The organism is Variovorax sucrosi (genome assembly GCF_051216635.1).
Classification (GTDB): Bacteria; Pseudomonadota; Gammaproteobacteria; order Burkholderiales; family Burkholderiaceae_C; genus Variovorax.
The window spans coordinates 408,254-430,807 of record NZ_JBPJZU010000001.1 but is presented as its reverse complement, the minus strand read 5'-3'; the positions used below and the strand labels follow the sequence as shown (position 1 = coordinate 430,807).

The window sequence follows — 22,554 nt, the reverse complement described above, 5'->3', positions numbered from 1 at the left end:
GGAATCAACGTTTATCCAGACGGCGCGCAGCGGTGTTGCCGACGAACTGAAGGATCTGCACCAGCACCACCAGCAGCACGACGGTGAAGACCATCACGTCGGTCTGGAAGCGGTAGTAGCCGTAGCGGATGGCCAGGTCGCCGATGCCGCCGCCGCCCACCACACCGGCGATGGCCGAGTACGACAGGAAGCTGACCGACAGCACGGTGAGCGCCAGCACCAGGCCCGAGCGGGCTTCGACGATGAGCACGCGCCAGACGATCTGCAGTTCCGACGCGCCCATGGCATGGGCCGCCTCGATGACCCCGCGCGGCACTTCGCGCAGGCACTGGTCGACCAGCCGTGCAAAGTACGGGATGGCCGCGACCGACAGCGGCACGGCCGCCGCCAGCGGGCCGATCGACGTGCCGGCGATGACGCGCGTGACCGGCACCAGCGCCACCAGCAAGATGATGAAGGGGAAGGACCGCACCGTGTTGACGATCCAGTTCAGCACCAGGAAAGCCGGCTTGTTGTCGAGCGACTGGCCGGGGCCGAGCAGGAACAGCAGCACGCCCAGCGGGCCGCCGATGAGCACCGCGGCCGACAGGCCGATGCCCAGCATCAGGAAGGTCTGGCCGGCGGCAAGCCACAGCTCGGGCAGGATGGCGGCGATGTTCTCAGGCATGGGCGATTCCTCGGGGTGCGGCGGCGGTGGAAAGGGCCGCGTTGGCGGCTTCACGGGCGTCGCGCTCGCGGCGGCGCACCAGCGCGTCGATCTCGCGCCCCAGCGCCGTGAGGCGCTCCGCATCGGGCGCCTCGTCGACGGCGAACTGTTCGACCAGCTGGCCCTGCTCGAGGATGGCGACGCGGCGGCACAGCACCTCGACCACCGACAGCTCGTGCGTGACGATCACAATGGTCACGCCGATCTTGGCGTTGATGTCGCGCAGCGTCTCGAGCAGCGCGCGCGTGGTCTCGCTGTCGAGCGCCGAGGTGGGCTCGTCGCACAGCAGCACCTGCGGTCGTGGCGCCAGCGCACGGGCGATGGCCACGCGCTGCTTCTGGCCGCCGGACAGCTGCGCCGGGTAGGTGTCGATTTTTTCAGAGAGGCCGACCAGCGCCAGGCATTCGCGCACCCGCGCATCGATCTCGGCGCGCGAATGGCGGCCGTGGATCTTCAGCGGGAAGGCGACGTTGTCGAAGACGGTGGCGTTCTGCAGCAGGTTGAACTGCTGAAAGATCATGCCGATGTTCTGACGCGTGTCGCGCAGTTCGCGGCGGGTGAGCGTGGTCAGGTCGCGGCCGCCCACGATGACGCGGCCGGCGTCGGGCCGCTCGAGCAGGTTGATGAGCCGAAGCAGCGTGGACTTGCCCGCACCGCTCTTGCCGATCAGGCCGAAAATCTCGCCCTCGGGAATGTCGAGCGACAGCGCGCGTACGGCGTCGAAGACTTCGCCGCTGGGCAAGGCAAATGATTTCTGAACCGCTTCGAGGCGGATCACCGGCGGCCGGGGGGCCGCATCGGTTGGTGAAGAGGTGGTCACGACGCAAATCGCCGGGGCCTGGACGGCCCTCGGGCAGGAGAAAGGGACGCGAGTATGCCCGCAGCCGGCAGCCAAACGAACGACCGAATCGCCATCTGCTTATTCACCACGCGCATAAGGATGGCCGATGAAGTGCCGAATATCGACATGACGATTGCTTCGTTGGCGAGGCACGACGGCGCTGGCACAGTCGCGCTCCTTTTTGCTTTCCAGGTCCTCCATGTCCCTCGCTTCTTTCCCGCGCCGCGGCGCCCTCGTCGCCCTGTCCGCCCTCTTCGCCACGGCGTTCGCTTTCACCATCCCGGCGCATGCGCAGGACAAGACGCGCATCAAGGTCGGCATCTCGGTGGGCAACGCCGAACAGATCTTCGAGGTGGTGAAGAAGGTGGCGGCGCGCGACGGCCTGACCGTCGACGTGGTGGTCTTCAACGACTACCAGCTGCCCAACGCCGCGCTGGCGGCCGGTGACCTGGATGCCAATGCCTTCCAGCACCAGCCCTTCCTCGACAACCAGACCAAGTCGCGCGGCTTCGACCTGGTGCCGGTGGGCCTGACCATCACCGCGCCGCTGGGCTTCTATTCGCGCAAGCTCAAAAGCATCGACGCTCTGCCCGAAGGCGCCGCCGTCGGCATCCAGAACGACCCGTCGAACGGCAACCGCTCGCTGCTGCTGCTGCAATCGGCCGGCCTCATCACGCTCAAGCCGGAGGCCGTCAAGAGCAACACGGCCACGCCGCTCGACGTGGTGACCAACCCGAAGAAGATCAAGCTGGTGGCGCTTGATGCCGCGCAGCTGCCGCGCTCGCTCGATGACCTGACCATCGCCTCCATCAACAACGACTATGCCGAGAAGTCCGGCCTGTCCTTCCACAAGGACGCGATCCTCAAGGAATCGCCCAAGGGCCCGTACGCCAACCTGATCGCGGTGCGCCGCGCCGACAAGGACAAGCCGTGGGCCAGGAAGCTGGTGGCGGCCTACCAGTCGGCCGAGGTCAAGCAGTTCATCGAAACCACCTTCAAGGGCGCTCTGGTACCGGCTTTCTGAGGCCGGCCACCGCGCCGCGCCGGAAGCCGCACAGTGCGAAAAGCCTCCCTTGGCCTACGCCCGCGGGCGAGCAGGCTGGCATGCTGTGGGCATCGATCCACCGCAGCCTCGCGCGCGCGTGGCCCGCTGCCTTCGGGCAGTGCCTCACTGGAGACTTGTTCGCATGGAAATTCACATCAACACCGGCAATGGCATGGAAAACAAGGCAGCGCTCGAAGCCTGGGCCGACGGTGAAATCCGCAGCACGCTCGGCCGCTTCTCGAACGACGTGCGGCGCATCGAGGTTCATCTGTCGGACGACAACAGCGCCAAGGGCGGCGCTGGCGACAAGCGCTGCATGATCGAGGCGCATGTCACCGGCCGCCCTGCGGTGGCGGTGACGCACCAGGCCTCCAGCATGGACGAGGCCTTCCGCGGTGCCGAGGCCAAGGCGCGGCGCGCGCTCGACAGCGCGATCGGCAAGCTGAGCGATCGCCGCGACCACACCACGATCCGGACCGGGCCCGACGCCGACTGAGTTCGATCGCGCGGCGGACGCGCTCAAAAAACGGCCCGCATGAAGCGGGCCGAAGGATCTTGGTGAGGGATCCATGGAGAAACCACTGACTTCATCGGCGCTTCGGGCCGAAAGTTAAGGGCGCTCTTCCATTTTTTCCGAGGGTTGGCTCGCCGCCACCCGGCCCTTCCGCGGGCCTCGTGTCGATTTAGCGACAACGCAATGCGGGCGTTCGAGACTTTCCGCACATGCCCACGGGCTTTGCTTCAGCGATTTCACGCGGGCCCGGCCCGATCGGCGACGCTCGGGTCTCGATGCCAAGACACGATTCGCCACAAAGGAACGGTCCTCCAACCCACTGAAAGATCATCGCCATGAAGCCCCTCGCCACCCCTTCGCCCCTGACCCCCTCGCAGATTCGCCACGTCCTCGAGCTGCTCGACACGCACCTGGTGGCGCCCCAGGAGACGGCCGCGAACTTCAACCGCCTGAACCAGGCGGGCACGTTCTCGGAAGCGCAGCAGGAGGCGATCGAACTGCTGTTCGCGCTCGACGAGGACGAGATCCCGACCGCCCTGCTGGACTTCGCGGACGACGAGGCCCGCGACATCGTGCTCGACAGCGTGGCCTACGAAGCCCGGATGAGCTTCATCGCGGCCTGAGGCGGCCAACGCCAGTCCGCCCACCGCGGCATAGGTTCGGCAAAGCACGTCTTAGACGTTTGCTTCATTTGGAAGGAACGAAACGGTTGTTCGTGCAACACCGGCTGCGCCAGAGAATGGCCGGCCTTGAACACGCCCAGAACAACAACATGAACTTCCAACAGCTGCGCTCGGTGCGCGAGGCAGTGCGCTGCGGCTTCAACCTCACCGAGGCTGCGCATGCGCTGCACACCTCGCAGCCGGGCGTGAGTCGGCAGATCCGCGAGCTGGAAGAAGAACTCGGCGTTTCGCTGTTCGCGCGCGCCGGCAAGCGGCTGACCGGCCTCACCTCGCCGGGGCGCCATCTGCTGCCGATCATCGAACGCGTGCTGCTCGAAAGCAGCAACCTGCGCCAGGCCGGCCAGGAGTTCGCGGGCCAGCAGGAAGGGCAGCTGTCGGTGGCGGCGACGCATTCGCAGGCGCGCTACGCCATGCCGCTGGCGGTGCAGGAATTCCGCGCGCTGTTCCCGGGCGTCAAGCTTCACCTGCACCAGGGCTCGCCCAAGCAGATTGCGCAGATGCTGCTCGACGGCGAGGCCGAAGTCGGCATCGCCACCGAGGCACTGGGCGACTACCCGCAGCTCGTCGCCCTGCCCTGCTACCGCTGGACCCATTCGGTGATCGTGCCGCCAGGCCATGCACTGCTCGACACGCCGCTGACGCTCGAGACATTGGCGCGCTACCCGCTCATCACCTACGACACCGGCTTCACCGGCCGCACGCGCATCGACGCCGCCTTCGACGAGGCCGCCATCGCGCCGCAGATCGTGCTGACGGCGATGGACGCCGACGTCATCAAGACCTATGTGCAACTGGGCATGGGCGTGGGCATCGTCGCGGGCGTGGCCTACGAAGCCGAGCGCGACACGCAGCTGCGCGCGGTCGACGCCGGCCCGCTGTTCGGCATCAACACGACCAAGCTGGCGGTGCGCCGCGGCAACTACCTGCGCGGCTATGTCTATGCCTTCATCGAAGCCTTCGCGCCGACGTTGACGCGCAGCGTGGTCGACGCCGCGCTCGATGCCGAGCCGGCGAACGCGCCGGTACGCGCGAGCGCGGCACACGCGGCCGGCGGTGCCGCAGTGGTGCACTGAGGCGCGCGACCGCGCCCTCAGCGGCGCTGCTTGCCCAGCGCCGCGCGCAGGAACGGCGCGGTCTTGCTCCCCGCCGCCTGCGCGACCTCGCGCGGCGGCCCCGAGGCGAGCACGTGCCCGCCCTCGTGGCCGGCACCGGGGCCGAGATCGATCACCCAGTCGCTGCCGGCGACCACGCGCATCTCGTGCTCGACCACCACCACCGTGTTGCCGGCGTCGACCAGGGCGTGCAGCTGCACCATCAGGCGGTCGACATCGGCCGGATGCAGGCCGGTGGTCGGCTCGTCCAGCACATAGAGGGTGTCGCCGCGCTGCGCGCGCTGCAGTTCGGTGGCGAGCTTGATGCGCTGCGCCTCGCCGCCGGACAGCTCGGTGGCCGGTTGCCCCAGCCGCAGGTAGCCCAGGCCAATGAGCCGCAGCAGCGCCAGCGGTCGCTGCACCACCGGCTCGCTGGCGAAGAAATCGTGCGCCTCGTCGACCGTCATGCGCAGCACGTCGGCGATGCTGCGGCCCTGCCAGGCGACCTGCAGCGTCTGTTCGTTGTAGCGCGCGCCCTGGCAGGTCGGGCACGGCGCGTACACGCTGGGCATGAAGAGCAGTTCCACGCTGACGAAGCCCTCGCCTTCGCAGGTGGCGCAGCGGCCCTTCGCCACGTTGAAGGAAAAACGACCGGCGTCGTAGCGCCGGGATCGTGCGGCCGGCGTGGCGGCGAACAGCTTGCGCACCGGATCGAACAGCCCGGTGTAGGTGGCGAGGTTCGAGCGCGGCGTGCGGCCGATGGGTTTCTGGTCGACGCGCACCAGCCGACGCACGCCGGCCGTGTCCCCGCCGAGCCGACCGCCGAACACCCCCGGCGGCGCACCCGGTGATGCGTCTTCGGCGCCTTCCTCCTCAGCCGCCGGCGCTTCGTGGCCCAGCTGCGCCGAGACCAGCTCGACCAGCGCCTGGCTCACCAGGCTCGACTTGCCCGAGCCGGACACGCCGGTCACCGCGGTCAGCAGGCCGAGCGGAAAGGCAGCATCCACACCGGCCAGGTTGTTGCGCGTGATGCCTTCGAGCCGCAGCCAGCCGCTCGGCGTACGCGGGGTCGCGGCCGCCGGCGTGGACGGCCCGGCGAAGAGGTAGCGCGCGGTGTGCGATGCGGCGACGGCGCGCAGGCCTTCGGGCGGCCCGCTGTAGAGCACGCGGCCGCCCTGCTCGCCGGCGTCGGGCCCGACGTCGACCAGCCAGTCGGCCTGGCGCATCAGGGCCAGGTCGTGCTCCACCACGAAGAGCGAATTGCCCGCACGCCGCAGCGCCTGCAGTGCGGACAGCAGCGCTTGCGCGTCGGCCGGATGCAGGCCGGCCGAGGGCTCGTCCAGCACATAGACGACGCCGAAGAGGTTCGAGCGGATCTGCGTGGCCAGCCGCAGCCGCTGCAGTTCGCCCGGCGACAGCGTCGGCGCGGACCGGTCGAGCGACAGGTAGCCCAGCCCCAGGCCGCGCAGCGTGTCGACGCGCGCGAGCACCTCCCGGGCGATGCGCTGCGCCGCGATGCGCTTCTCTTCCGACAGTTCCGGCGTGCGCCGCACGTCGGGCGAGGCTGCGTGCGCGGAGCCGCCGGCCGCCACCCGGCGTGCGGTGTCGCGGTGCGCCGCGGCACGGCTGAGCACCGCCGATGCGGGGCCGGCTTGCGGCGTCCCGGCGGCGGCCGGTGCGAGCACCTCGGCCAGCCGGTCGAGCGGCAATTGCGACAGCGCGCCGATGTCGTGGCCGGCGAAAGTCACGCCGAGCGCTTCGCGCTTGAGCCGCTTGCCCTCGCAGGCCGGGCAGACGCTGCCGATCATGAAGCGCGCCACCCGCTTCTTCATCAACGCGCTTTGCGTGGTGGCGAAGGTGTGCAGCACATATTTCCGCGCACCCATGAAGGTGCCCTGGTAGCTCGGCTCCGCCTTGCGGCGCAGCGCGGCGCGCGTCTGCGCCGGCGTGAAGCCGGCGTACACCGGCACCGTCGGCTGCTCCTCGGTGAAGAGGATCCAGTCGCGGTCCTTGCGCGAGAGTTCGCGCCAGGGCTTGTCGACATCGAAGCCCAGCGTGACCAGGATGTCGCGCAGGTTCTGGCCCTGCCAGGCGGGCGGCCAGGCCGCAATGGCGCGCTCGCGGATGCTGAGCGTGTCGTCGGGCACCATCGATGGTTCGGTGACCTCATAGACATGGCCGAGCCCGTGGCAGCGTGGGCAAGCGCCCTGCGCAGTGTTGGGCGAGAAGTCTTCCGCATAGAGCATCGGCTGCCTCGGCGGGTAGTGGCCGGCGCGCGAATACAGCATGCGCAGCAGGGTCGACAGCGTGGTCACGCTGCCCACCGACGAGCGCGTGCCCGGCGTGCCGCGCTGCTGCTGCAGCGCCACCGCGGGCGGCAGGCCGTCGATGGCGTCGACGGCCGGCACGCCGATCTGGTCGATCAGGCGCCGCGCATAGGGCGCGACCGATTCGAAGTAGCGGCGTTGCGCCTCGGCGTACAGCGTGCCGAAGGCCAGCGAGGACTTCCCGGAGCCGGAGACGCCGGTGAACACCACCAGCGCATCGCGCGGAATGTCGACGTCGACGTCCTTCAGGTTGTGCTCGCGGGCCCCGCGCACGCGCACGAAGCCATCGCGGCCGTCGCGTCCGTCGCCCCTGCCGGGGGTGTCGCGCGCGTTCAAGCGCGCATGCCTTCGCAGGAGCCGGCGGCCGAAGCGGGCGCCGCCGCGCGCTGCGACGGTCTCGGAAGGGGGGTCATGGCATCTCTCTCTGCAATCGGTCGACGGGCGAATTTAGGCGCATGCGCGCCGCGCGGTGCGTAGGAGAGCGGCCTCATCCGCCTGGCATGCAGCGCCGGTGCTGCGCCCGCCTGCCGAAAGAAAGTTAATAACATCCACTTGGATGGTGCTAAGATGGAAATATGCCATCGCCACCCACCCGCCCCGCTCACGCCCCCAAGCTCGTCGACTCCGAGAAGATCACGATCAACCTCGGCTTCGTCGACCTCGGCCATGTCGACCTGTTGGTGTCCGAGGGCTTCTATTCGAACCGGACGGACTTCATCCGCACCGCCATCCGCAACCAGCTGGCGCAGCACGGCGACGTGCTGCGCCAGGTCATCGCGCGCAAGACGCTGGTGCTGGGGCTGCAGCAGTTCACTGCCGCCGACCTGGAGGCCGTCCGCGAGGCCGGCGAACAACTCGATGTGCGCGTCCTCGGGCTCGCGACGATCGCGTCCGACGTGACGCCCGAACTCGCCCGGGCCACGATCCGCTCGATCAGCGTGCTCGGTGCCCTGCATGCCTCCCCTGCCGTTCGCGCCGCCCTGGCCGACCGGATCCATTGACCACTGCCCCCTGCCGGAGAGACGCTTTGAACACGCCCATGAACGATCTGATGACCGAAGCCGCCCGCCTGACCCGCAGCGGCGATCTCGGTGGCGCGATGAACGCCATCCAGCGCGCCCTGGCCGGCGGCGCCGACGCCTCGCCCCCTTCGGAAGCCCCGGTGGCTCGCGGCACGGACGCCCACCGCGCCGCCGATGCGGTGATCGACGTGGTGGCGCGCGTCGTCGCGCCGGCGCACGACACCGCCACCACCGCGCCGCCGCGCCCCGACAGCGCCACCAGGCCCGAGACCTGGACCCGCGGCCAGTTCTCGCACCAGGGGCGCTCGATCCAGTACCGGCTCTTCGTTCCGGCAACGGTGGCGCCGGCCCAGCGGCCCGCCCTGGTGGTGATGCTCCATGGCTGCACGCAGGACGCGGAGGACTTCGCGCGCGGCACGCAGATGAATGCGCGGGCCGCCGAGGCCGGCGTCATGGTGCTCTACCCGGAGCAGACGCAACGGGCGAATGCGCAACGCTGCTGGAACTGGTTCAAGACCCCGCACCAGCAGCGGGGCCGCGGCGAGCCGGCCTTGCTGGCCGCCTTGACGCAGCACATCGTCTCGACGCAGGGCGCCGACCCGTGCCGGGTGTACGCGGCCGGCCTGTCCGCCGGCGGCGCGATGGCGGACATCCTGGGCCGCACCTATCCGGATGTGTTCGCCGCGGTCGGCGTGCATTCCGGCCTGCCCGCCGGTGCCGCCAGCGACATCGGCAGCGCCCTGGCCGCGATGCGCCAGGGCAGCCCGACGCCCCCACGCGCTGCGCCATCGGCGGTGCCCACCATCGTCTTCCATGGCGATGCCGATGCCACCGTGCATCCGCGCAACGGCCAGGCGGTCGTCGACGCCGCACTCGCCGCGCGCGATGGCGCCGCCCCGGCGCCGGAGCGCACCGAAGGCCGCTCGCCACAGGGGCGGCGTTTCACGCGGACCCGCTATGCCGGCACGCACGGCGGCACGGTCGAGCACTGGCAGCTCCACGGCACGGGCCATGCATGGTCGGGCGGCAGCAGCCTGGGCTCCTACACCGACGGCCCCGGCGTCGATGCGAGCGCCGAGATGCTGCGCTTCTTCCTCGCCCACGCGCGGCAGAACGGCTAGAAGCGCGCCGACGACCTCGGCGAACACCTCCGTCTTTTCATGCCTCTTCGGCCGATGGGGCTGTACCCGGCTGGCGAACAATCAAGACCCCGCCGCCTCGAGCGGGCGAGCGGCGAGCCGGCGGGGTGGCCCCGCGGGAACCGCGACCGAGACGCACACGATGAAGCCCCACCACCCTTCGGAAGACGGCATGCCGCAAACCGCCGCAGCGCGCGAGTGGCTGCGCCTGGACATGCTGCCCCAGGGCGACATGATCCTGACCGCTCGGCTGCTGTTCGTCTTCATCTGCCTGGCGATGCTCGCCACCAACGGCTGGCTGATCTACCGCAATCGTGTGCACCAGATCGTCGAGGTGTCGCAGTCCACGAGCAATCTGGCACGCGCCGTCACCCAGCAGATGGAAGGCGTGATCTCGGAGGTCGATCACATCCTCGCGGGCATCGTCTTCGAGCTGGAGCGATCGGATCTGGCGCCAGCGGTGCTCGAACGCCTGCAACCGGTGCTGGTCAACCATGTGGCGTCGGTCGAGCAGCTCCACGGCCTGTCCGTCTACGACGCGCATGGACGCCGGATCCTCGCGTCCGATCCGTTGTGGGACCGATGGCACAGCAGCGCCGACCGCGACTACTTCAACAGGCACCGGGAGAGCCAGGGCACCCGGGCGTACATCGGCCTGCCGATCGTGAGCCGGACTTCCGGCGAATGGGTGATCCCGGTCTCTCGCCGGACCACCGACGCCTTCGGGAACTTTGCCGGCGTCGTGGTGGCGGCCCTGAGCATCAAGCACCTGCACGGACTGCTGAACCACTTCGACATCGGCAAGGACGGCGCCGTGCTTCTGGTCATGGCCGACCGCATCCTGGTGCGGCGCCCGTTCCGGGAGAGCGACCTGGGCGCCCGCACGCCCGCCTCGCCGTTGAAGACCCTGTTCGCCAGCCGTCGCGCGGGCACCGTCGATGCCCGGTCGACGCTGGACGGCGTGGCGCGGATCATCAGCTTCGACCACCTCACCAACTACCCGATCCTCGTGACGGTGGGCGCCAGCCGGGCCGAGGCGCTGGACGACTGGTTCGTGGCCTCGCTGTTCCAGACCGGATGGGTCGCCTTTCTGTGCCTGGTCGTCGGCACCACCGGCCGCTACGTGATCCGCCTGATGCGCCTGCGCGTGAGCGTCGAGGCCGGGCTGCGCGAAGCGCGCGATGCGCTCACCGTCGCGAACGAGCGCTTGACGCATCTGGCGCAGTACGACGGCTTGACCGGGCTGCCCAACCGGCGGTACTTCGATGCGCGCCTGGCGAGGGCTTTCCGTCAGGCGGTGGAAGCGTCGCAGCCGATCGCCATCGCGATGGTCGATGTCGACGAGTTCAAGCAGTACAACGACCTCTACGGGCATCTGGAAGGCGACCAGTGCCTCCGCCGCGTGGCCGACGCCCTGCGCTCGGCCGCGAACCGGCCGGAGGATTTCGTCGCCCGCTACGGCGGCGAGGAGATGGTGCTGCTGATGCCGCGGACCGATGCGGCGACGGCCGCGTCGGTCGCCGAGGCCGCGCGGGCGGCGGTCGCCCGGCTCCGGATTCCGCACGCGGCCTCGGCCTCGGGCCACGTGTCGGTCAGCCTGGGCGTGGCCGCTGCGCAGCCGCAGGCCGACGGTACGTCCCATGCGTTGCTCGAGACCGCCGACAGGGCGCTGTACCAGGCCAAGCGGGAGGGCAGGAACCGGGTCGTGCAGCAGCAGGAACCCATCGCCGTCTGACGTCGGCCCTCAGTCGAGCCGGAGGTTCGCCGCCTTCACCACCCGCGCCCACTTGTCGACCTCGCTTTTCTGGAACGTCGCGAGTTCGGCGGGGCTCATGCCGCCGGGCGCCACGCCCTGCTTGAGAAGTTCGGCCTTCACCTCCGGGTCGCTGATGACGCGGATGAATTCGGCCGACAGCCGGTCCACCACCGGCTTGGGCACGCCTGCAGGCGCGAACACCGCCTGCCACGACACCACGCTGAAGCCCGCCAGGGATTCGGCCACGGCCGGCACCTCGGGCAGCTGCGCCGCACGCTGCTCGGAGGTGACCGCCAACGCCCGCAGCTTGCCGGCCCGGATCTGCGGCAGCGCCGGTGCCAGGTTCTCGAAGATCAGGTCCGGCCCCTGGCCGGACAGCAGGCCGTTGAGCGATTCGGCGCTGCTCTTGTAGGGCACATGCACCATCTTTCCGCCGGTGGTCTGCTCGAAGAACACGCCCGAAAGATGTTGCGAGGTGCCGTTGCCCGACGACGCATAGCTGATCGTGCCCGGCTTGCCCTGCGTGGCCCCGATCACGTCCTGCAAGGTCTTGAACGGGCTGTCGGCGCGCACGACCAGCACGTTGGGCATCGACCCGATCATCGTGATCGGCTGGAAGTTCTTGATCGGATCGTAGGCCAGCTTGGCATAGAGGCTCGCGTTGATGGCATGCGAGCTCACCGTGCCGCCCTGGATGGTGTAGCCGTCGGGCGCCGCGCGTGCGGTGTACTCGGTGCCCAGGCTGCCGCCGGCGCCCGCCCGGTTCTCGATGACGAAGCTGGTGCCCAGCCCCGCCCCGGCCTTGCTGGTGAGGAGCCGCGCCAGGATGTCGGTCGTCCCGCCGGCGCCGAAGGGAACGACATAGGTGATCGGCTTGGTCGGCCATCGCTCCTGCGCCGCGATCGGCAGCGCGGCGGAAGCGGCCAGGGCAACGAGGCCCCCGATGAAGGTTCGACGGTGCATGCAGGTCTCCTGAGAGGGGTGGTGCTGGCCGGATCATGGTCTGATCGGCACCGGTTCCGACTTGCGGAAGACCCGAACAGATCACCCTGCGCGCGAGGACTCCAGCGGCTCCAGCGACGCCGACAGTGCCTGCAAGCGCCGATGCGCCGGGCTGTCCCACGCGATGGGCAGTTGCTGTTTCGCACGCAGGTAATGGTGGGTGAACACCGCCAGATAGGCGTCGAGCGCAGCTTCGGCGGCGTGCTCGCCCGCCAGGCTCATGCACAGCGCGGCCACCTCGCTGGTGCAGCAGTGGTCGTCGCGGCCCGAGTGGCGCAGCGTGTACTGCGTGGCCTGCGCCGGTTGCACGCTCAGCACCGGGAAGCGATCGAGGTACGGGCTCCTGCGGAACATCTTGCGCGCCTCGCCCCAGGTCGCATCGAGCAGGATGAACAACGGCCGCTTTCCGGCCTGGCCTTGCGCTTGCGTGGTCGGCGCGACGGTTTGCACCACCCGCTCGGGCGCTGCGTACTGCCCTGGAAACACGAGATACGGTTGCCACTGCGGGTCGCCCAGCAGGGCCAGCAGCGCGGGGTCGGTCTCGGTGCGCGCCCAGCCGAATGCGAAGGTGTCGGCCACCACGTCGGCGATCAACCAGCCGGTGTTGCTGGGCTTGAGTGGCTCGATGTCGGCCATGAGCAGGCACACGCCCGCCTGGGTGCGCACCGATGGCCGCAGGGCACACATGCAGTGGCTGGATGCGAGCCGGCAGCCGGCGCAACGCTCGCGCTTGAAGCCGCCGCGGGCGAGAAAGGGCTTGGCGCTGCGCGCCAGCCGAGCGGCGCGCAGAAGGGAGACCGCGTGGGGCATGGGTGCCGGCAACATGCGTGCCGGGAAGTCAGCCGATCGCATCGGCCGCGGGATGTGCGGGATGGGCCTCTGCACATGAAGGCGCGGCTTGCAGCCCGGTCGGCCGCTCGGCGCGCCGCAGCACCTGCACACCGACAGCGCGCGCCCGCAGTTGGCCGCAACCGCCGTCGACGTCCTGCCCGGCCGAATCGCGCAGCTTCGTCAGGATGCCGCGCTGGTGCAGCGTGCGCACCAGCGCTTCGCAGCGCGCCCGGGACGGACGACCGAACGCCACGCCGTCGACCGCGTTGAAGGGGATCAGGTTGAGCACACCGTACTTGCCGGCGAGCAGCCGCACGATGCCTTCGACCTCCTCGTCGCCATCGTTGACGCCTTCCAGGAGGGTCCACTGGTACTGGATCGGGTGGCCGGTCGTCCGTGCGTAGTGTTCCCCGGCGGCGACCAGTTCCTCGGGCGTCATGGCCGGCGCGCGGGGAAGGAGCATGCGGCGCAGCTCGGGCTTGGTGGTGTGGAGCGAAAGCGCCAGCGCCGGCCGCACGCGTGCCGACTGCAATCGTTCGAACGCGCGCGGATCGCCGACGGTGGAGAACACCAGGTTCTTGTGGCCGACGTTGCCGACCGTGCCGAGCAGCTCGATCGCCTCGATCACGTTGTCCAGGTTGTGGGCCGGCTCGCCCATACCCATGAACACCACGCGCCGCACTGGCCGGCGCCGGCGCGCCAGTGCGACCTGGGCCACGATTTCGGCGCTGCCGACTTGACGGAGCAAGCCGTCGCGCCCGGTCATGCAGAACCGACAGCCGACGGCGCAACCGACCTGCGACGAAACGCACAGGCCGCCCCGGGGCAGCAGCACGCTTTCCACCATCTGGCCGTCGGCCAGCGCCACCAGCAGCCGCTCGGAACCGTCGGCGCCCGGGTGCACCGCATGGACCCGCGCCAGGCCGGCCAGCTCGGCCTCGATGGCCGGCAGCGCGGCCCACAGCGCGGCGGGGAAGAAGGTGTCGGGTTTGCGCTTGCCGCTGTCGCGGTCCAGCGCGTGGGTCCACAGGCGCAGGATGCGCTGCGCGTGGCTCGGGCCTGCGCCCGCTTCCTGCAGCCGCTGCCTCAGTTGTTCGATGCGCATGCGCTGCCCGTGGGCAAATGGACGGTCGGTGGCAGCAGGCGGCCGGCAGGGCGAACTGGAGCGGACGAAGTGCGGGGGGACATGCCGGAGATTGTGCATGCCGGGTCGATCTGCTCTGGGCAGGGGGTCCAGAATCAGCCATCATGCGTCCCGCCATGACCCTCAGCGCCCTCCCCGCCGCCAGCCCCGACATCCGCCGCGCGCTCGCGCCGACCGGCACGCTGCGTGCGTCGATCAACCTGGGCAATCCCATCCTGGCCGGCACCGACGCCGCGACCGGGGCGCCGGCGGGTGTCTCGGTGGACCTGGCACGCGCCTTCGCAACCCATCTCGGCGTCGAGCTGGCGCTGGTGGTCTTCGATGCGGCGGGCAAGTCGGTGCAGGCGGTGGCCGACGAACAGGCCGACATCGGCTTCTTCGCCATCGATCCGGTCCGCGGCGCCCAGATCGCGTTCACCGATGGCTATGTTCACATCGAAGGCAGCTACCTGGTGCGCGACGACTCTCCGCTGCAGCGCAACGAGGAAGTCGACGTGGCCGGGCACCGGGTGACGGTCGGCCAGGGAAGTGCCTACGACCTGTACCTGACGCGCGAACTGAAGCATGCGCACATCGTGCGGGCGCCGACCTCGCCGGCGGTCGTGAAGACCTTCCTGGACCAGGCGCTGGATGTGGCGGCCGGCGTGCGGCAGCAGTTGGAGGCCGACAGCCGGCAGCATCCGGGCCTGCGCCTCCTGCCCGGCCACTTCATGGTGATCCGCCAGGCCATGGGCACGCCGAAGAGCCGGGGCGACGACGCCGCGCGAACGCTGGCGGCGTTCGTGGAGCATGCGAAGGCCACCGGCTTCGTCGCCGCGGCCCTCGCGCGACACCGCATCGAGGGCGCGACGGTGGCGCCACCGTCGCGCCCGACCTGACGCCCCCGGATCAATCACGCCCCCAGGAGAACAGCATGATGAGCAAGAACACGATCTGCCTCTGGTACGACGGCACCGCGCTCGACGCGGCGAGCTTCTACGCGAAGACCTTCCCGGACAGTGCGGTCGGCGCCGTCCATCTCGCCCCGGGCGACTATCCCTCGGGCAAGCAAGACGATGTGCTGACGGTCGAGTTCACCGTCATGGGCATCCCTTGCCTGGGCCTGAACGGCGGCCCCGCCTTCAAACACAACGAGGCTTTCTCGTTCCAGGTCGCGACCGACGACCAGGCCGAAACCGACCGCTTGTGGGATGCGATCGTCGGCCACGGCGGCCAGGAAAGCGCTTGTGGCTGGTGCAAGGACCGCTGGGGCTTGTCCTGGCAGATCACGCCGCGCGCCTTGATCGCCGCGATCACCGATCCGGACCGCGCGGCTGCCAAGCGCGCGTTCGAGGCGATGATGGACATGCGGAAGATCGACATCGCTGCGATCGAGGCCGCACGCCGCGGCTGACGCTCAGAGCACCTTGCGCAGGAGGCGCTCGAGCTTCTCGATATCGATCGGCTTGGTCAGGTGCGCGTAGAAGCCGGCATCGAAGCTGGTCTGGCGGTCGTTCTCCTGCCCATAGCCGGTCACTGCGATCAGCAGCGGCGGCTGCAGCATCTCGACGCGCACACGCTGCGCGACTTCCAGGCCGCTCAGCCCGGGCAGGCCGATGTCGAGCAGCACCACAGCCGGCGGGTCGGCCTGAATGGACCGCAAGGCGTCGAGCCCGTCATGAACGATCGCCACCGAGTACCCCAGCGCCTCGATCAGCATCGCCAGTGTCTCGGCCGCGTCGTGGTTGTCGTCGACCACCAGGACGCGCCTGTTTCGATCCGCGTCCGAAGGCAGCCGGGGCGGCGCGGTCGAGGGGAGCCTAATGACGATCTCGGTGCCCTCGCCGGCCACGCCGGTGCTGAAGGCGCTCACGCTCCCGCCATGCAAGGCAGTGAGCTGCTGAACCAGGCTCAGGCCCAGACCAAGACCGCCCTTGGAACGGGCGATGTCCTGCCCGCCCTGCTCGAAGAGGTTGAACACGCGCGACAGCTCCTCCTTGGGGATGCCCGGGCCGTTGTCCCGCACGCTGAGTTCTGCATGGCCACCGGCCAGCGAGAGGCGCGCGTGGAGGCTCCCCTGCTCCGGCGTGAACTTGGCGGCGTTGTGCAGGACATTGCAGAACATCTGAACGATGCGGGCGCGGTCTCCGACGATCCAGGGGTCGCCCCCCGATGTGTCGAGGGTGAGCGTCTGCGACTTCCTGGCGACCAGGGGTGCGGTCGTTTCGAAGGCCTCCTGGAGGGCGTCCTGGAGCCGCACCGGCTTGGACTCCAGATGAACCTTGCCGCTGGTGATCCGGCCCACGTCCAGCAGGTCGTCGACCAGCCGTGTGAGTTGCTTGAGCTGCCGGTCGACGATCTGCCGCGTCCGGATCACCACGTCGGAGTCGATCTCGTGGCGCGCCAGGACGGCCATCGCGTTGGCGATCGGCGCCAATGGATTGCGCAACTCGTGTCCCAGCATGGCCAGGAAGGTGGTCACCCGGCGGCCTTCGTCCTCCAGCGCCGTGATCCGCCGCCGGTCGGTCATGTCGCGCGTCACCTTGGCAAAACCGCGGTGGCGGCCCGTCTCGTCGTAGAGCGCCGTGATCACGACGCTGGCCCAGAAGCGGCTGCCGTCCTTGCGGATGCGCCAGCCTTCGTCTTCGAGTCGGCCGTCCCGGATGGCGAGCCGCAGCTCTTCCGCCGGCCAGCCGCGTGCCACGGCATCCGGGGGATAGAAGATCGAGAAGTGGCGCCCGAGCGCTTCGCTGGCTTCGTAGCCCTTGGTCTGTTGAGCGCCGGTGTTCCAGCTCACGATGTGCCCGCCGACGTCGAGCATGAAGATCGCGTAGTCCTTGACCCCTTCGACCAGCAAGCGGAAGCGTTCCTCGCTCACGCGCAGATGGTCTTCCTGCCGGCGCCGCTCGGTGAGGTCGCGCGTGATCTCCGAGAATCCGCGAACGGCGCCTTCCGCGTCTTTCAGGCAGGTGATGACGACGCTGGCCCAGAAGCGGGTGCCGTCCTTGCGCAAGCGCCAGCCCTCGCCCTCCCAGCGCCCTTGGTCGCGGGCCACACGGAGCTCGTGGGCCGGCAACTGCTCATCCAGGAGCTCCGGCGGATAGAAGATGGAGAAGTGGCGGCCGATGACTTCGGACGCGCTGTACTGCTTGATTTCGAAGGCGCCATCGTTCCAGCTGATGATGAAGCCATCCGGATCGAGGAAGAAGATGGCGTAGTCCTTGACCGCCGCGATCATGAGCCTGAAATCCAGGTCCTGCAGATTCTGCGCATTCAGCGGACCGGTCGGTGCTTGGGAGACTTTGTGGGTGTCGGGCATCGTCGGGGGGCGTTGATGTGAACGGGCGGTGGAGAGGGGACGCGTGCGCCGGGCCCATTGTCGCCAATTGGGCGGCCGGCGACCGTTGCGTTTCGCGCATCTACGCAGATACGGGCAGCCTATAAGATGATGCTCAACACCCTACGAAAGTGCCCATGCGGCTGGTTGATTTCATCGAGACGAGTAGCGCGGCCATCGTTGCCGAGGCGGTCGTCTATGCCCGGACGCTGCCTCCTCTGGCGAATGAACCGGAGGCGGCCCTGCGTGACCACGTCCCCAAGATCCTGGAGGCCATCGTCAGTGATCTGAAGCAGGCCCAATCCAGGGAAAGCTCGCGTGCCAAGGCGCTCGGCAACGCGCCGGTGCCGGATGATGCGCTGGAGACGGCAGCGCAAACACACGGGCGGCTGCGAGCCAAAAGTGGCCTGCACACCTCGCAACTGGTGGCGGAGTACCGCGCCCTGCGTGCGAGCGTTCTTCGACTCTGGGCGGACACCCAACCCGACAACGCCTCGGTGAAGGAAGTGGCTCGCTTCAACGAAGCGATCGATCAGGCCATTGCCGAGTCGGTGGACTTCTTCGCCGACGAGATGGACCAACTCAGGAACCTGTTCCTCGGCGTGGTGGCCCACGATCTTCGAGGGCCCTTGAATGCCATCCTGCTCACCTCTGAACTGATTTCTCGCCGCACGGCAGGACTCCCGGAAGTCGGCCAATCGGTGGACGTCCTGATGCGAAGCGGGCGGCGGATGGCGAAGCTGCTCGACACCCTGCTGGAGTACAACAAATCCGCGCTGGGCATCGGCATGCGCGTTCAACGCAGCCCCGTCGACCTGGCGGCCGAATGTGCTGAAGAGCTTGAAATTCTCACGGCGGCTTTGCCACGGGCAAAGCTGATGTTCAGGTGCCAGGGCGACCTCAACGGCGAATTCGATGCGTCCGCCGTTCGAGAGGCGATGGGCAACCTGGTCTACAACGCGGCGGCCTATGGCGACAGTGCCCCGATCGGGATCGAGCTCGAAGGGCTGGAGACAACGATCTGTCTGCGCGTGAGCAACGAAGGCACACAGATTCCGGAAGAACAGATCGCACAGATTTTTCAGCCGCTCAAGCGCGGAGCGCCCGACGCAAGGAGCTCCCGGACCAACCTGGGGCTGGGCCTGTTCATCGTTGATCAGATCGCACGCGCCCACGGCGGGGACGCCCACTGCACCAGTTCGCCAAGCCGCACCGTCTTCTCGCTCCTGCTGCCCAGGCGCCCCCCTTCAGACTAGCCTTTCAGGTCGTCGGATTCATCCGACTGCTTGTATTCGGTCCCCTCGGTCTGGCCCTGATCACGACGGTGCCGGGCCTTCTCGTCCTGCGACTTGAGCCAGGCGGCCGCAGTCGGTTGCCGCTGCCCTTCTTCGCGCGACAACGCTTGGATGCGATCTCGGAGGTCATTGCGCCGGCTCATGCGTTCAGCATGCGAGGGCGTGCTTCTTCGCCATGTAGGCCGCGGCAGACCGAAACCACGCAGGCATCGCCTACAGATCCAATTCGAGCCCGCGAAGGCCTCACAGGAAGCTGCGATAATTCAACTATGATTCAATCATGGAATCAAATGAAGCCGTCCGCTCTCTTGCAGCTCTGGCCCAGCCCGTGCGTCTGCAGGTCTTTCGCTGCCTGGTGGTCGCCGGCCCGGAGGGGCTGACGCCTGGCGCCCTGGTCGAAGCCATCGGCGTTCCTGCCACGAGCCTGTCGTTCCACCTCAAGGAACTGACACACGCCGGCCTCGTGTCCCAGGAGCGCCAGGGCCGCAACCTCATCTACCGCGCCGCCTTCGACCGGATGAATGCGCTGCTCGGCTACCTCTCAGAAAACTGCTGCCAGGGCGAGGCTTGCGTTGCCTCGGACGGCTCGCTGGCTTGTTCGCCCTGAGCGGGTCGTCGTTCGATCTCCAGGGCAAGAAATTCTCCAACCCACCGAGCATCATGACTAACACCCTCCACCACGTGCTGTTCATCTGCACCGGCAATTCCGCGCGCTCAATCCTTGCCGAAGGCCTGCTCAACGAACTGGGCAGCAGCCGGTTCAAGGCGTTTTCTGCGGGCAGCCATCCCAAGGGCGCAGTGAATCCACTGGCGCTGGAAACGCTGCGCACGCTCCACATCGAAGATCGCGGCTACAGCAGCAAGAGCTGGGGCGACTTCGCGAAGGACGGTGCCGCGCCGATGGATTTCGTGATCACCGTCTGCGACCAGGCCGCGGGCGAGGCCTGCCCGGTGTGGCCGGGCCAGCCGATCACCGCGCACTGGGGCCTGCCGGACCCCGCCGCAGTGGAAGGCACCGAGGAAGAGAAGAAGCGCGCCTTCATGGACGCGGCGGTGACGCTCAAGCGCCGCATCGAGTTCATGCTGTCGCTGCCGATGGACAAGCTGGAGCGCATGGCCATTCAGCATGAAGTGCGCGAGATCGGGGCCCGCCAGTGACGGCGAACATCCTGATCCTCTGCACCCACAACTCGGCACGCAGGGTGCTCTCGAGGGCATGCTGAACCACTGGGCGAAGCAGCTCGGGGTGGACGTCCGGGCGCATAGCGCCGCGCAGGAGGCCTGCCCCTACTTGCCGGGCAGCGCGGCCTTTTTCCCCGACACCAACAAGAAGCTCCCATGCTGACGGCCATTCTCATTTTCATCGTCACGCTCGTCCTGGTCATCTGGCAGCCGCGAGGTCTGGGCATCGGCTGGAGCGCATCGCTCGGAGCCGTCATCGCCCTGGTCCTGGGTGTTGTTCAACTCAGCGACATCGCCGTCGTGTGGGGCATCGTCTGGAACGCCACCGCGACCTTCGTGGCGGTGATCATCATCAGCCTGCTGCTGGACGAAGCCGGCTTCTTCGAATGGGCGGCCCTGCACGTCGCGCGCTGGGGCGGCGGCCGCGGGCGGCTGTTGTTCGCCTTCATCGTGTTGCTCGGCGCCGCGGTGTCAGCGCTGTTCGCCAACGACGGCGCCGCACTGATCCTGACGCCGATCGTCATGGCGATGCTCATTGCCCTGGGCTTCACGCCAGCGGCGACGCTGGCCTTCGTGATGGCGGCCGGCTTCATCGCCGATACCGCCAGCCTGCCGCTGATCGTCTCGAACCTGGTGAACATCGTCTCGGCGGACTTCTTCAAGATCGGCTTCGACGATTACGCGGCCGTCATGGTCCCGGTGAACGCCGCGTCGGTGCTGGCCAGCCTGGTCGTGCTGATGCTGTACTTCCGGTGCAGCATCCCCGCCACCTATGACGTGGCGCAGCTGAAGGCACCGCCGGCCGCGATCAAGGATCTCGCGACCTTCCGTGCGGGCTGGGTGGTGCTCGTCCTGCTGCTGGTCGGCTTCTTCGGCCTGGAGCCGCTGGGCGTGCCGGTGAGCGCGGTCGCCGCCGTCGGCGCCGCCCTGTTGCTGGCCGTGGCGGCGCGCGGTCACGTTATCAGCACGCGCAAGGTGCTGCATGGCGCGCCCTGGCAGATCGTGGTCTTCTCGCTCGGCATGTACCTGGTGGTCTACGGCCTGCGCAATGCCGGCCTCACCGACCGGATCGCCGGCCTCCTCGATGTCTTCGCGCAGAGCGGCGTCTGGGGTGCCGCCATGGGCACCGGCTTCCTCACCGCCCTGCTCTCATCGGTGATGAACAACATGCCGACGGTGTTGATCGGCGCGCTGTCCATCGATGCCTCGAGCGCCTCCGGCGTGGTGAAGGAAGCGATGATCTATGCCAACGTGATCGGCTGCGACCTCGGCCCGAAGATCACACCCATCGGCAGCCTGGCCACGCTGCTCTGGCTGCACGTGCTGGCCAAGAAGGGCACGACCATCGCTTGGGGCTACTACTTCAAGGTCGGTATCGTGCTGACGGTTCCGGTGCTGTTCGTCACCCTGGCTGCGCTGGCGCTGCGCCTCGGTTGAAGCCACTCCACTTTCACTTCTGATCCCATGACCCACATCACGATCTATCACAACCCCGCCTGCGGCACCTCCCGCAACGTGCTCGCGCTGATTCGCAATTCCGGCGAGGCGCCGGCGGTGATCGAGTACCTGAAGAACCCGCCCGACCGGGCGACGCTCGAAGGACTGATCGCAGCCATGGGCGTGCCCGTGCGCGACGTGCTGCGGCAGAAGGGAACGCCGTACGACGAGCTGGGGCTGGGCGACTCGACCTGGACCGACGCGCAGCTCATCGACTTCATGCTGCAGCACCCGATCCTCATCAACCGCCCCATCGTCGTGACGCCGCTCGGCACCCGGCTATGCCGGCCCTCGGAGGTGGTGCTCGACCTCCTGCCGCAGCCGCAGCAGGGCGCATTCGCCAAGGAAGACGGCGAGGCGGTGGTCGATGCGAAGGGGCAGCGTGTCGCCAAGTCCTGAGCTTCCCAACGTCGACGCCGGGCTCTTTCATCAGCCGGATCCGGCGCGGCTGCATCCTGCCGCACGCGCCACGCACCCGCCGCGCATCCTGCTGCTCTACGGTTCGCTGCGCGAGCGCTCGTACAGCCGGCTGCTGACCGAGGAAGCGGCACGGCTGCTGCAGGCCCTGGGCGCGGAGCCGCGCATCTTCGACCCGCGCGGCCTGCCGATGCCGGACGAAGCGCCTGAGGATCACCCGAAGGTGCAGGCGCTGCGCGATCTGGCGCAGTGGTCCGAGGGCATGGTCTGGACCTCGCCCGAGCGCCATGGGGCCATGACCGGCATCATGAAGGCGCAGATCGACTGGATCCCGCTGGCGATCGGTGCGGTGCGGCCCACGCAGGGCAAGACGCTGGCGGTGATGGAGGTGTCGGGCGGCTCGCAGTCCTTCAATGCCGTCAACCAGTTGCGGGTGCTGGGGCGCTGGATGCGCATGATCACCATCCCCAACCAGTCCTCGGTCGCCAAGGCCTTCCTGGAGTTCGACGACGCCGGCCGCATGAAGCCGTCGTCGTACTACGAGCGTGTGGTCGACGTGATGGAAGAGCTGGTGAAGTTCACCCTGCTTACCCGCGACGCGGCCGCCTACCTGGTGGACCGCTACAGCGAGCGCAGGGAAAGTGCCGAGCAACTCTCCAAGCGGGTCAACCAACGTTCCATCTGATGCAGCTGTCCGGCCACTGGCCTGGGCATCGTCGCACCCAAGTCAGCCACACCGCTCTTGC

General features: G+C 68.5%; 23 protein-coding genes and 1 pseudogene. 16 read left to right on the top strand and 8 right to left on the bottom strand.

The window, feature by feature from the left end:
• Window positions 1–4: 4 nt before the first annotated feature.
• On the bottom strand, window positions 5–667 hold the full coding sequence (locus ACSFBE_RS01930; protein WP_435488677.1) for a methionine ABC transporter permease: 663 nt from the start codon (window positions 665–667) through the stop codon (window positions 5–7).
• A complete protein-coding gene (locus ACSFBE_RS01925; RefSeq protein ID WP_435488676.1) occupies window positions 660–1,526 on the bottom strand; it encodes a methionine ABC transporter ATP-binding protein in 867 nt (288 codons plus the stop codon). Before ACSFBE_RS01925 ends, ACSFBE_RS01930 begins: the two co-directional genes overlap by 8 nt.
• A 220-nt stretch (window positions 1,527–1,746) precedes the next feature.
• Between ACSFBE_RS01925 and ACSFBE_RS01920 the strand changes: the two genes are divergently transcribed.
• From ACSFBE_RS01920 to ACSFBE_RS01905, 4 genes are all read left to right on the top strand, one after another.
• Window positions 1,747–2,571 (top strand): MetQ/NlpA family ABC transporter substrate-binding protein, encoded by an 825-nt coding sequence (locus tag ACSFBE_RS01920; protein ID WP_435488675.1) that lies wholly within the window; start codon window positions 1,747–1,749, stop codon window positions 2,569–2,571.
• A gap of 163 nt (window positions 2,572–2,734) precedes the next feature.
• Window positions 2,735–3,088, top strand: a complete 354-nt coding sequence (locus tag ACSFBE_RS01915; RefSeq protein ID WP_435488674.1) for an HPF/RaiA family ribosome-associated protein — start codon at window positions 2,735–2,737, stop codon at window positions 3,086–3,088.
• A 353-nt stretch (window positions 3,089–3,441) separates the two neighbouring features.
• Complete coding sequence (locus ACSFBE_RS01910; protein WP_435488673.1) at window positions 3,442–3,729, top strand: hypothetical protein; 288 nt, start codon at window positions 3,442–3,444, stop codon at window positions 3,727–3,729.
• 149 nt (window positions 3,730–3,878) lie between these two features.
• On the top strand, window positions 3,879–4,862 hold the full coding sequence (locus ACSFBE_RS01905; RefSeq protein WP_435488672.1) for a CysB family HTH-type transcriptional regulator: 984 nt from the start codon (window positions 3,879–3,881) through the stop codon (window positions 4,860–4,862).
• 17 nt (window positions 4,863–4,879) lie between these two features.
• On the opposite strand, the gene ACSFBE_RS01900 is transcribed toward ACSFBE_RS01905, so the two are convergent.
• Window positions 4,880–7,543 carry an excinuclease ABC subunit UvrA gene (locus ACSFBE_RS01900; RefSeq protein WP_435488671.1) on the bottom strand — a complete coding sequence of 888 codons (2,664 nt, stop codon included), beginning with the start codon at window positions 7,541–7,543 and terminating at the stop codon, window positions 4,880–4,882.
• Between the two features lie 239 nt (window positions 7,544–7,782).
• Here ACSFBE_RS01900 and ACSFBE_RS01895 point away from each other — a divergent pair, with 239 nt between their 5' ends.
• The 3 genes from ACSFBE_RS01895 (at window position 7,783) to ACSFBE_RS01885 (ending at window position 11,103) form a co-directional block, all read left to right on the top strand.
• Complete coding sequence (locus ACSFBE_RS01895; RefSeq protein ID WP_435488670.1) at window positions 7,783–8,208, top strand: CopG family transcriptional regulator; 426 nt, start codon at window positions 7,783–7,785, stop codon at window positions 8,206–8,208.
• Between the two features lie 26 nt (window positions 8,209–8,234).
• Complete coding sequence (locus ACSFBE_RS01890; RefSeq protein ID WP_435488669.1) at window positions 8,235–9,350, top strand: extracellular catalytic domain type 1 short-chain-length polyhydroxyalkanoate depolymerase; 1,116 nt, start codon at window positions 8,235–8,237, stop codon at window positions 9,348–9,350.
• A 160-nt stretch (window positions 9,351–9,510) separates the two neighbouring features.
• Window positions 9,511–11,103: a GGDEF domain-containing protein gene (locus ACSFBE_RS01885; protein WP_435488668.1), complete on the top strand. Its 1,593-nt coding sequence runs from the start codon at window positions 9,511–9,513 to the stop codon at window positions 11,101–11,103.
• Between the two features lie 9 nt (window positions 11,104–11,112).
• Here the strand turns inward: ACSFBE_RS01885 and ACSFBE_RS01880 are convergent, their stop codons facing one another.
• From ACSFBE_RS01880 to ACSFBE_RS01870, 3 genes are all read right to left on the bottom strand, one after another.
• The gene (locus tag ACSFBE_RS01880; protein WP_435488667.1) at window positions 11,113–12,087 is read right to left on the bottom strand and encodes a Bug family tripartite tricarboxylate transporter substrate binding protein; all 975 of its coding nucleotides are present in this window, start codon (window positions 12,085–12,087) and stop codon (window positions 11,113–11,115) included.
• Between the two features lie 81 nt (window positions 12,088–12,168).
• A complete protein-coding gene (locus ACSFBE_RS01875; protein ID WP_435488666.1) occupies window positions 12,169–12,936 on the bottom strand; it encodes a tRNA-uridine aminocarboxypropyltransferase in 768 nt (255 codons plus the stop codon).
• 28 nt (window positions 12,937–12,964) lie between these two features.
• Complete coding sequence (locus tag ACSFBE_RS01870) at window positions 12,965–14,062, bottom strand: RNA methyltransferase (protein ID WP_435488665.1); 1,098 nt, start codon at window positions 14,060–14,062, stop codon at window positions 12,965–12,967.
• 155 nt (window positions 14,063–14,217) lie between these two features.
• Between ACSFBE_RS01870 and ACSFBE_RS01865 the strand changes: the two genes are divergently transcribed.
• Both ACSFBE_RS01865 and ACSFBE_RS01860 read left to right on the top strand, forming a co-directional pair.
• Complete coding sequence (locus tag ACSFBE_RS01865) at window positions 14,218–14,979, top strand: ABC transporter substrate-binding protein (protein ID WP_435488664.1); 762 nt, start codon at window positions 14,218–14,220, stop codon at window positions 14,977–14,979.
• Window positions 14,980–15,014: 35 nt separating this feature from the next.
• Entirely contained in the window at window positions 15,015–15,494 is a 480-nt protein-coding gene (locus ACSFBE_RS01860) for a VOC family protein (protein ID WP_435488663.1), read from the top strand.
• Window positions 15,495–15,497: 3 nt separating this feature from the next.
• On the opposite strand, the gene ACSFBE_RS01855 is transcribed toward ACSFBE_RS01860, so the two are convergent.
• Window positions 15,498–17,399 carry a hybrid sensor histidine kinase/response regulator gene (locus tag ACSFBE_RS01855; RefSeq protein WP_435488662.1) on the bottom strand — a complete coding sequence of 634 codons (1,902 nt, stop codon included), beginning with the start codon at window positions 17,397–17,399 and terminating at the stop codon, window positions 15,498–15,500.
• A 155-nt stretch (window positions 17,400–17,554) separates the two neighbouring features.
• Between ACSFBE_RS01855 and ACSFBE_RS01850 the strand changes: the two genes are divergently transcribed.
• Entirely contained in the window at window positions 17,555–18,673 is a 1,119-nt protein-coding gene (locus tag ACSFBE_RS01850) for an ATP-binding protein (protein ID WP_435488661.1), read from the top strand.
• On the opposite strand, the gene ACSFBE_RS01845 is transcribed toward ACSFBE_RS01850, so the two are convergent.
• Complete coding sequence (locus tag ACSFBE_RS01845; protein WP_435488660.1) at window positions 18,670–18,855, bottom strand: hypothetical protein; 186 nt, start codon at window positions 18,853–18,855, stop codon at window positions 18,670–18,672. The two genes, ACSFBE_RS01850 and ACSFBE_RS01845, sit on opposite strands and share 4 nt — an antisense overlap.
• 137 nt (window positions 18,856–18,992) lie before the next feature.
• Here ACSFBE_RS01845 and ACSFBE_RS01840 point away from each other — a divergent pair, with 137 nt between their 5' ends.
• From ACSFBE_RS01840 to arsH, 6 genes and pseudogenes are all read left to right on the top strand, one after another.
• Window positions 18,993–19,319 (top strand): ArsR/SmtB family transcription factor, encoded by a 327-nt coding sequence (locus tag ACSFBE_RS01840; protein ID WP_435488659.1) that lies wholly within the window; start codon window positions 18,993–18,995, stop codon window positions 19,317–19,319.
• 50 nt (window positions 19,320–19,369) lie between these two features.
• Window positions 19,370–19,870: an arsenate reductase ArsC gene (locus ACSFBE_RS01835; protein ID WP_435488892.1), complete on the top strand. Its 501-nt coding sequence runs from the start codon at window positions 19,370–19,372 to the stop codon at window positions 19,868–19,870.
• Window positions 19,867–19,982, top strand: a pseudogene (locus ACSFBE_RS01830) (arsenate reductase ArsC); the annotation flags it as partial. The gene ACSFBE_RS01835 and the pseudogene ACSFBE_RS01830, both read left to right, overlap by 4 nt.
• A gap of 68 nt (window positions 19,983–20,050) precedes the next feature.
• Complete coding sequence (locus tag ACSFBE_RS01825) at window positions 20,051–21,331, top strand: arsenic transporter (RefSeq protein WP_435488658.1); 1,281 nt, start codon at window positions 20,051–20,053, stop codon at window positions 21,329–21,331.
• A 27-nt stretch (window positions 21,332–21,358) separates the two neighbouring features.
• Window positions 21,359–21,790, top strand: coding sequence for an arsenate reductase (glutaredoxin) (arsC, locus tag ACSFBE_RS01820; protein WP_435488657.1), 432 nt, complete (start codon window positions 21,359–21,361; stop codon window positions 21,788–21,790).
• Window positions 21,759–22,493: an arsenical resistance protein ArsH gene (gene arsH, locus ACSFBE_RS01815; protein ID WP_435488656.1), complete on the top strand. Its 735-nt coding sequence runs from the start codon at window positions 21,759–21,761 to the stop codon at window positions 22,491–22,493. Before arsC ends, arsH begins: the two co-directional genes overlap by 32 nt.
• Window positions 22,494–22,554: the final 61 nt, after the last annotated feature.

Excerpts from the sequence above, each read along its gene's own strand:
- ACSFBE_RS01850 (WP_435488661.1), top strand. The coding sequence starts at position 17,555 with ATGCGGCTGGTTGATTTCATCGAGACGAGTAGCGCGGCCATCGTTGCC.
- ACSFBE_RS01860 (WP_435488663.1), top strand. The coding sequence starts at position 15,015 with ATGATGAGCAAGAACACGATCTGCCTCTGGTACGACGGCACCGCGCTC.
- ACSFBE_RS01905 (WP_435488672.1), top strand. The coding sequence starts at position 3,879 with ATGAACTTCCAACAGCTGCGCTCGGTGCGCGAGGCAGTGCGCTGCGGC.
- ACSFBE_RS01875 (WP_435488666.1), bottom strand. The coding sequence starts at position 12,936 with ATGCCCCACGCGGTCTCCCTTCTGCGCGCCGCTCGGCTGGCGCGCAGC.
- ACSFBE_RS01920 (WP_435488675.1), top strand. The coding sequence starts at position 1,747 with ATGTCCCTCGCTTCTTTCCCGCGCCGCGGCGCCCTCGTCGCCCTGTCC.
- ACSFBE_RS01915 (WP_435488674.1), top strand. The coding sequence starts at position 2,735 with ATGGAAATTCACATCAACACCGGCAATGGCATGGAAAACAAGGCAGCG.
- ACSFBE_RS01895 (WP_435488670.1), top strand. The coding sequence starts at position 7,783 with ATGCCATCGCCACCCACCCGCCCCGCTCACGCCCCCAAGCTCGTCGAC.
- ACSFBE_RS01825 (WP_435488658.1), top strand. The coding sequence starts at position 20,051 with ATGCTGACGGCCATTCTCATTTTCATCGTCACGCTCGTCCTGGTCATC.
- ACSFBE_RS01930 (WP_435488677.1), bottom strand. The coding sequence starts at position 667 with ATGCCTGAGAACATCGCCGCCATCCTGCCCGAGCTGTGGCTTGCCGCC.
- arsH (WP_435488656.1), top strand. The coding sequence starts at position 21,759 with ATGCGAAGGGGCAGCGTGTCGCCAAGTCCTGAGCTTCCCAACGTCGAC.
- ACSFBE_RS01840 (WP_435488659.1), top strand. The coding sequence starts at position 18,993 with ATGGAATCAAATGAAGCCGTCCGCTCTCTTGCAGCTCTGGCCCAGCCC.
- ACSFBE_RS01880 (WP_435488667.1), bottom strand. The coding sequence starts at position 12,087 with ATGCACCGTCGAACCTTCATCGGGGGCCTCGTTGCCCTGGCCGCTTCC.
- ACSFBE_RS01885 (WP_435488668.1), top strand. The coding sequence starts at position 9,511 with ATGAAGCCCCACCACCCTTCGGAAGACGGCATGCCGCAAACCGCCGCA.
- ACSFBE_RS01855 (WP_435488662.1), bottom strand. The coding sequence starts at position 17,399 with ATGCCCGACACCCACAAAGTCTCCCAAGCACCGACCGGTCCGCTGAAT.
- ACSFBE_RS01870 (WP_435488665.1), bottom strand. The coding sequence starts at position 14,062 with ATGCGCATCGAACAACTGAGGCAGCGGCTGCAGGAAGCGGGCGCAGGC.
- ACSFBE_RS01845 (WP_435488660.1), bottom strand. The coding sequence starts at position 18,855 with ATGAGCCGGCGCAATGACCTCCGAGATCGCATCCAAGCGTTGTCGCGC.
- arsC (WP_435488657.1), top strand. The coding sequence starts at position 21,359 with ATGACCCACATCACGATCTATCACAACCCCGCCTGCGGCACCTCCCGC.
- ACSFBE_RS01865 (WP_435488664.1), top strand. The coding sequence starts at position 14,218 with ATGACCCTCAGCGCCCTCCCCGCCGCCAGCCCCGACATCCGCCGCGCG.
- ACSFBE_RS01910 (WP_435488673.1), top strand. The coding sequence starts at position 3,442 with ATGAAGCCCCTCGCCACCCCTTCGCCCCTGACCCCCTCGCAGATTCGC.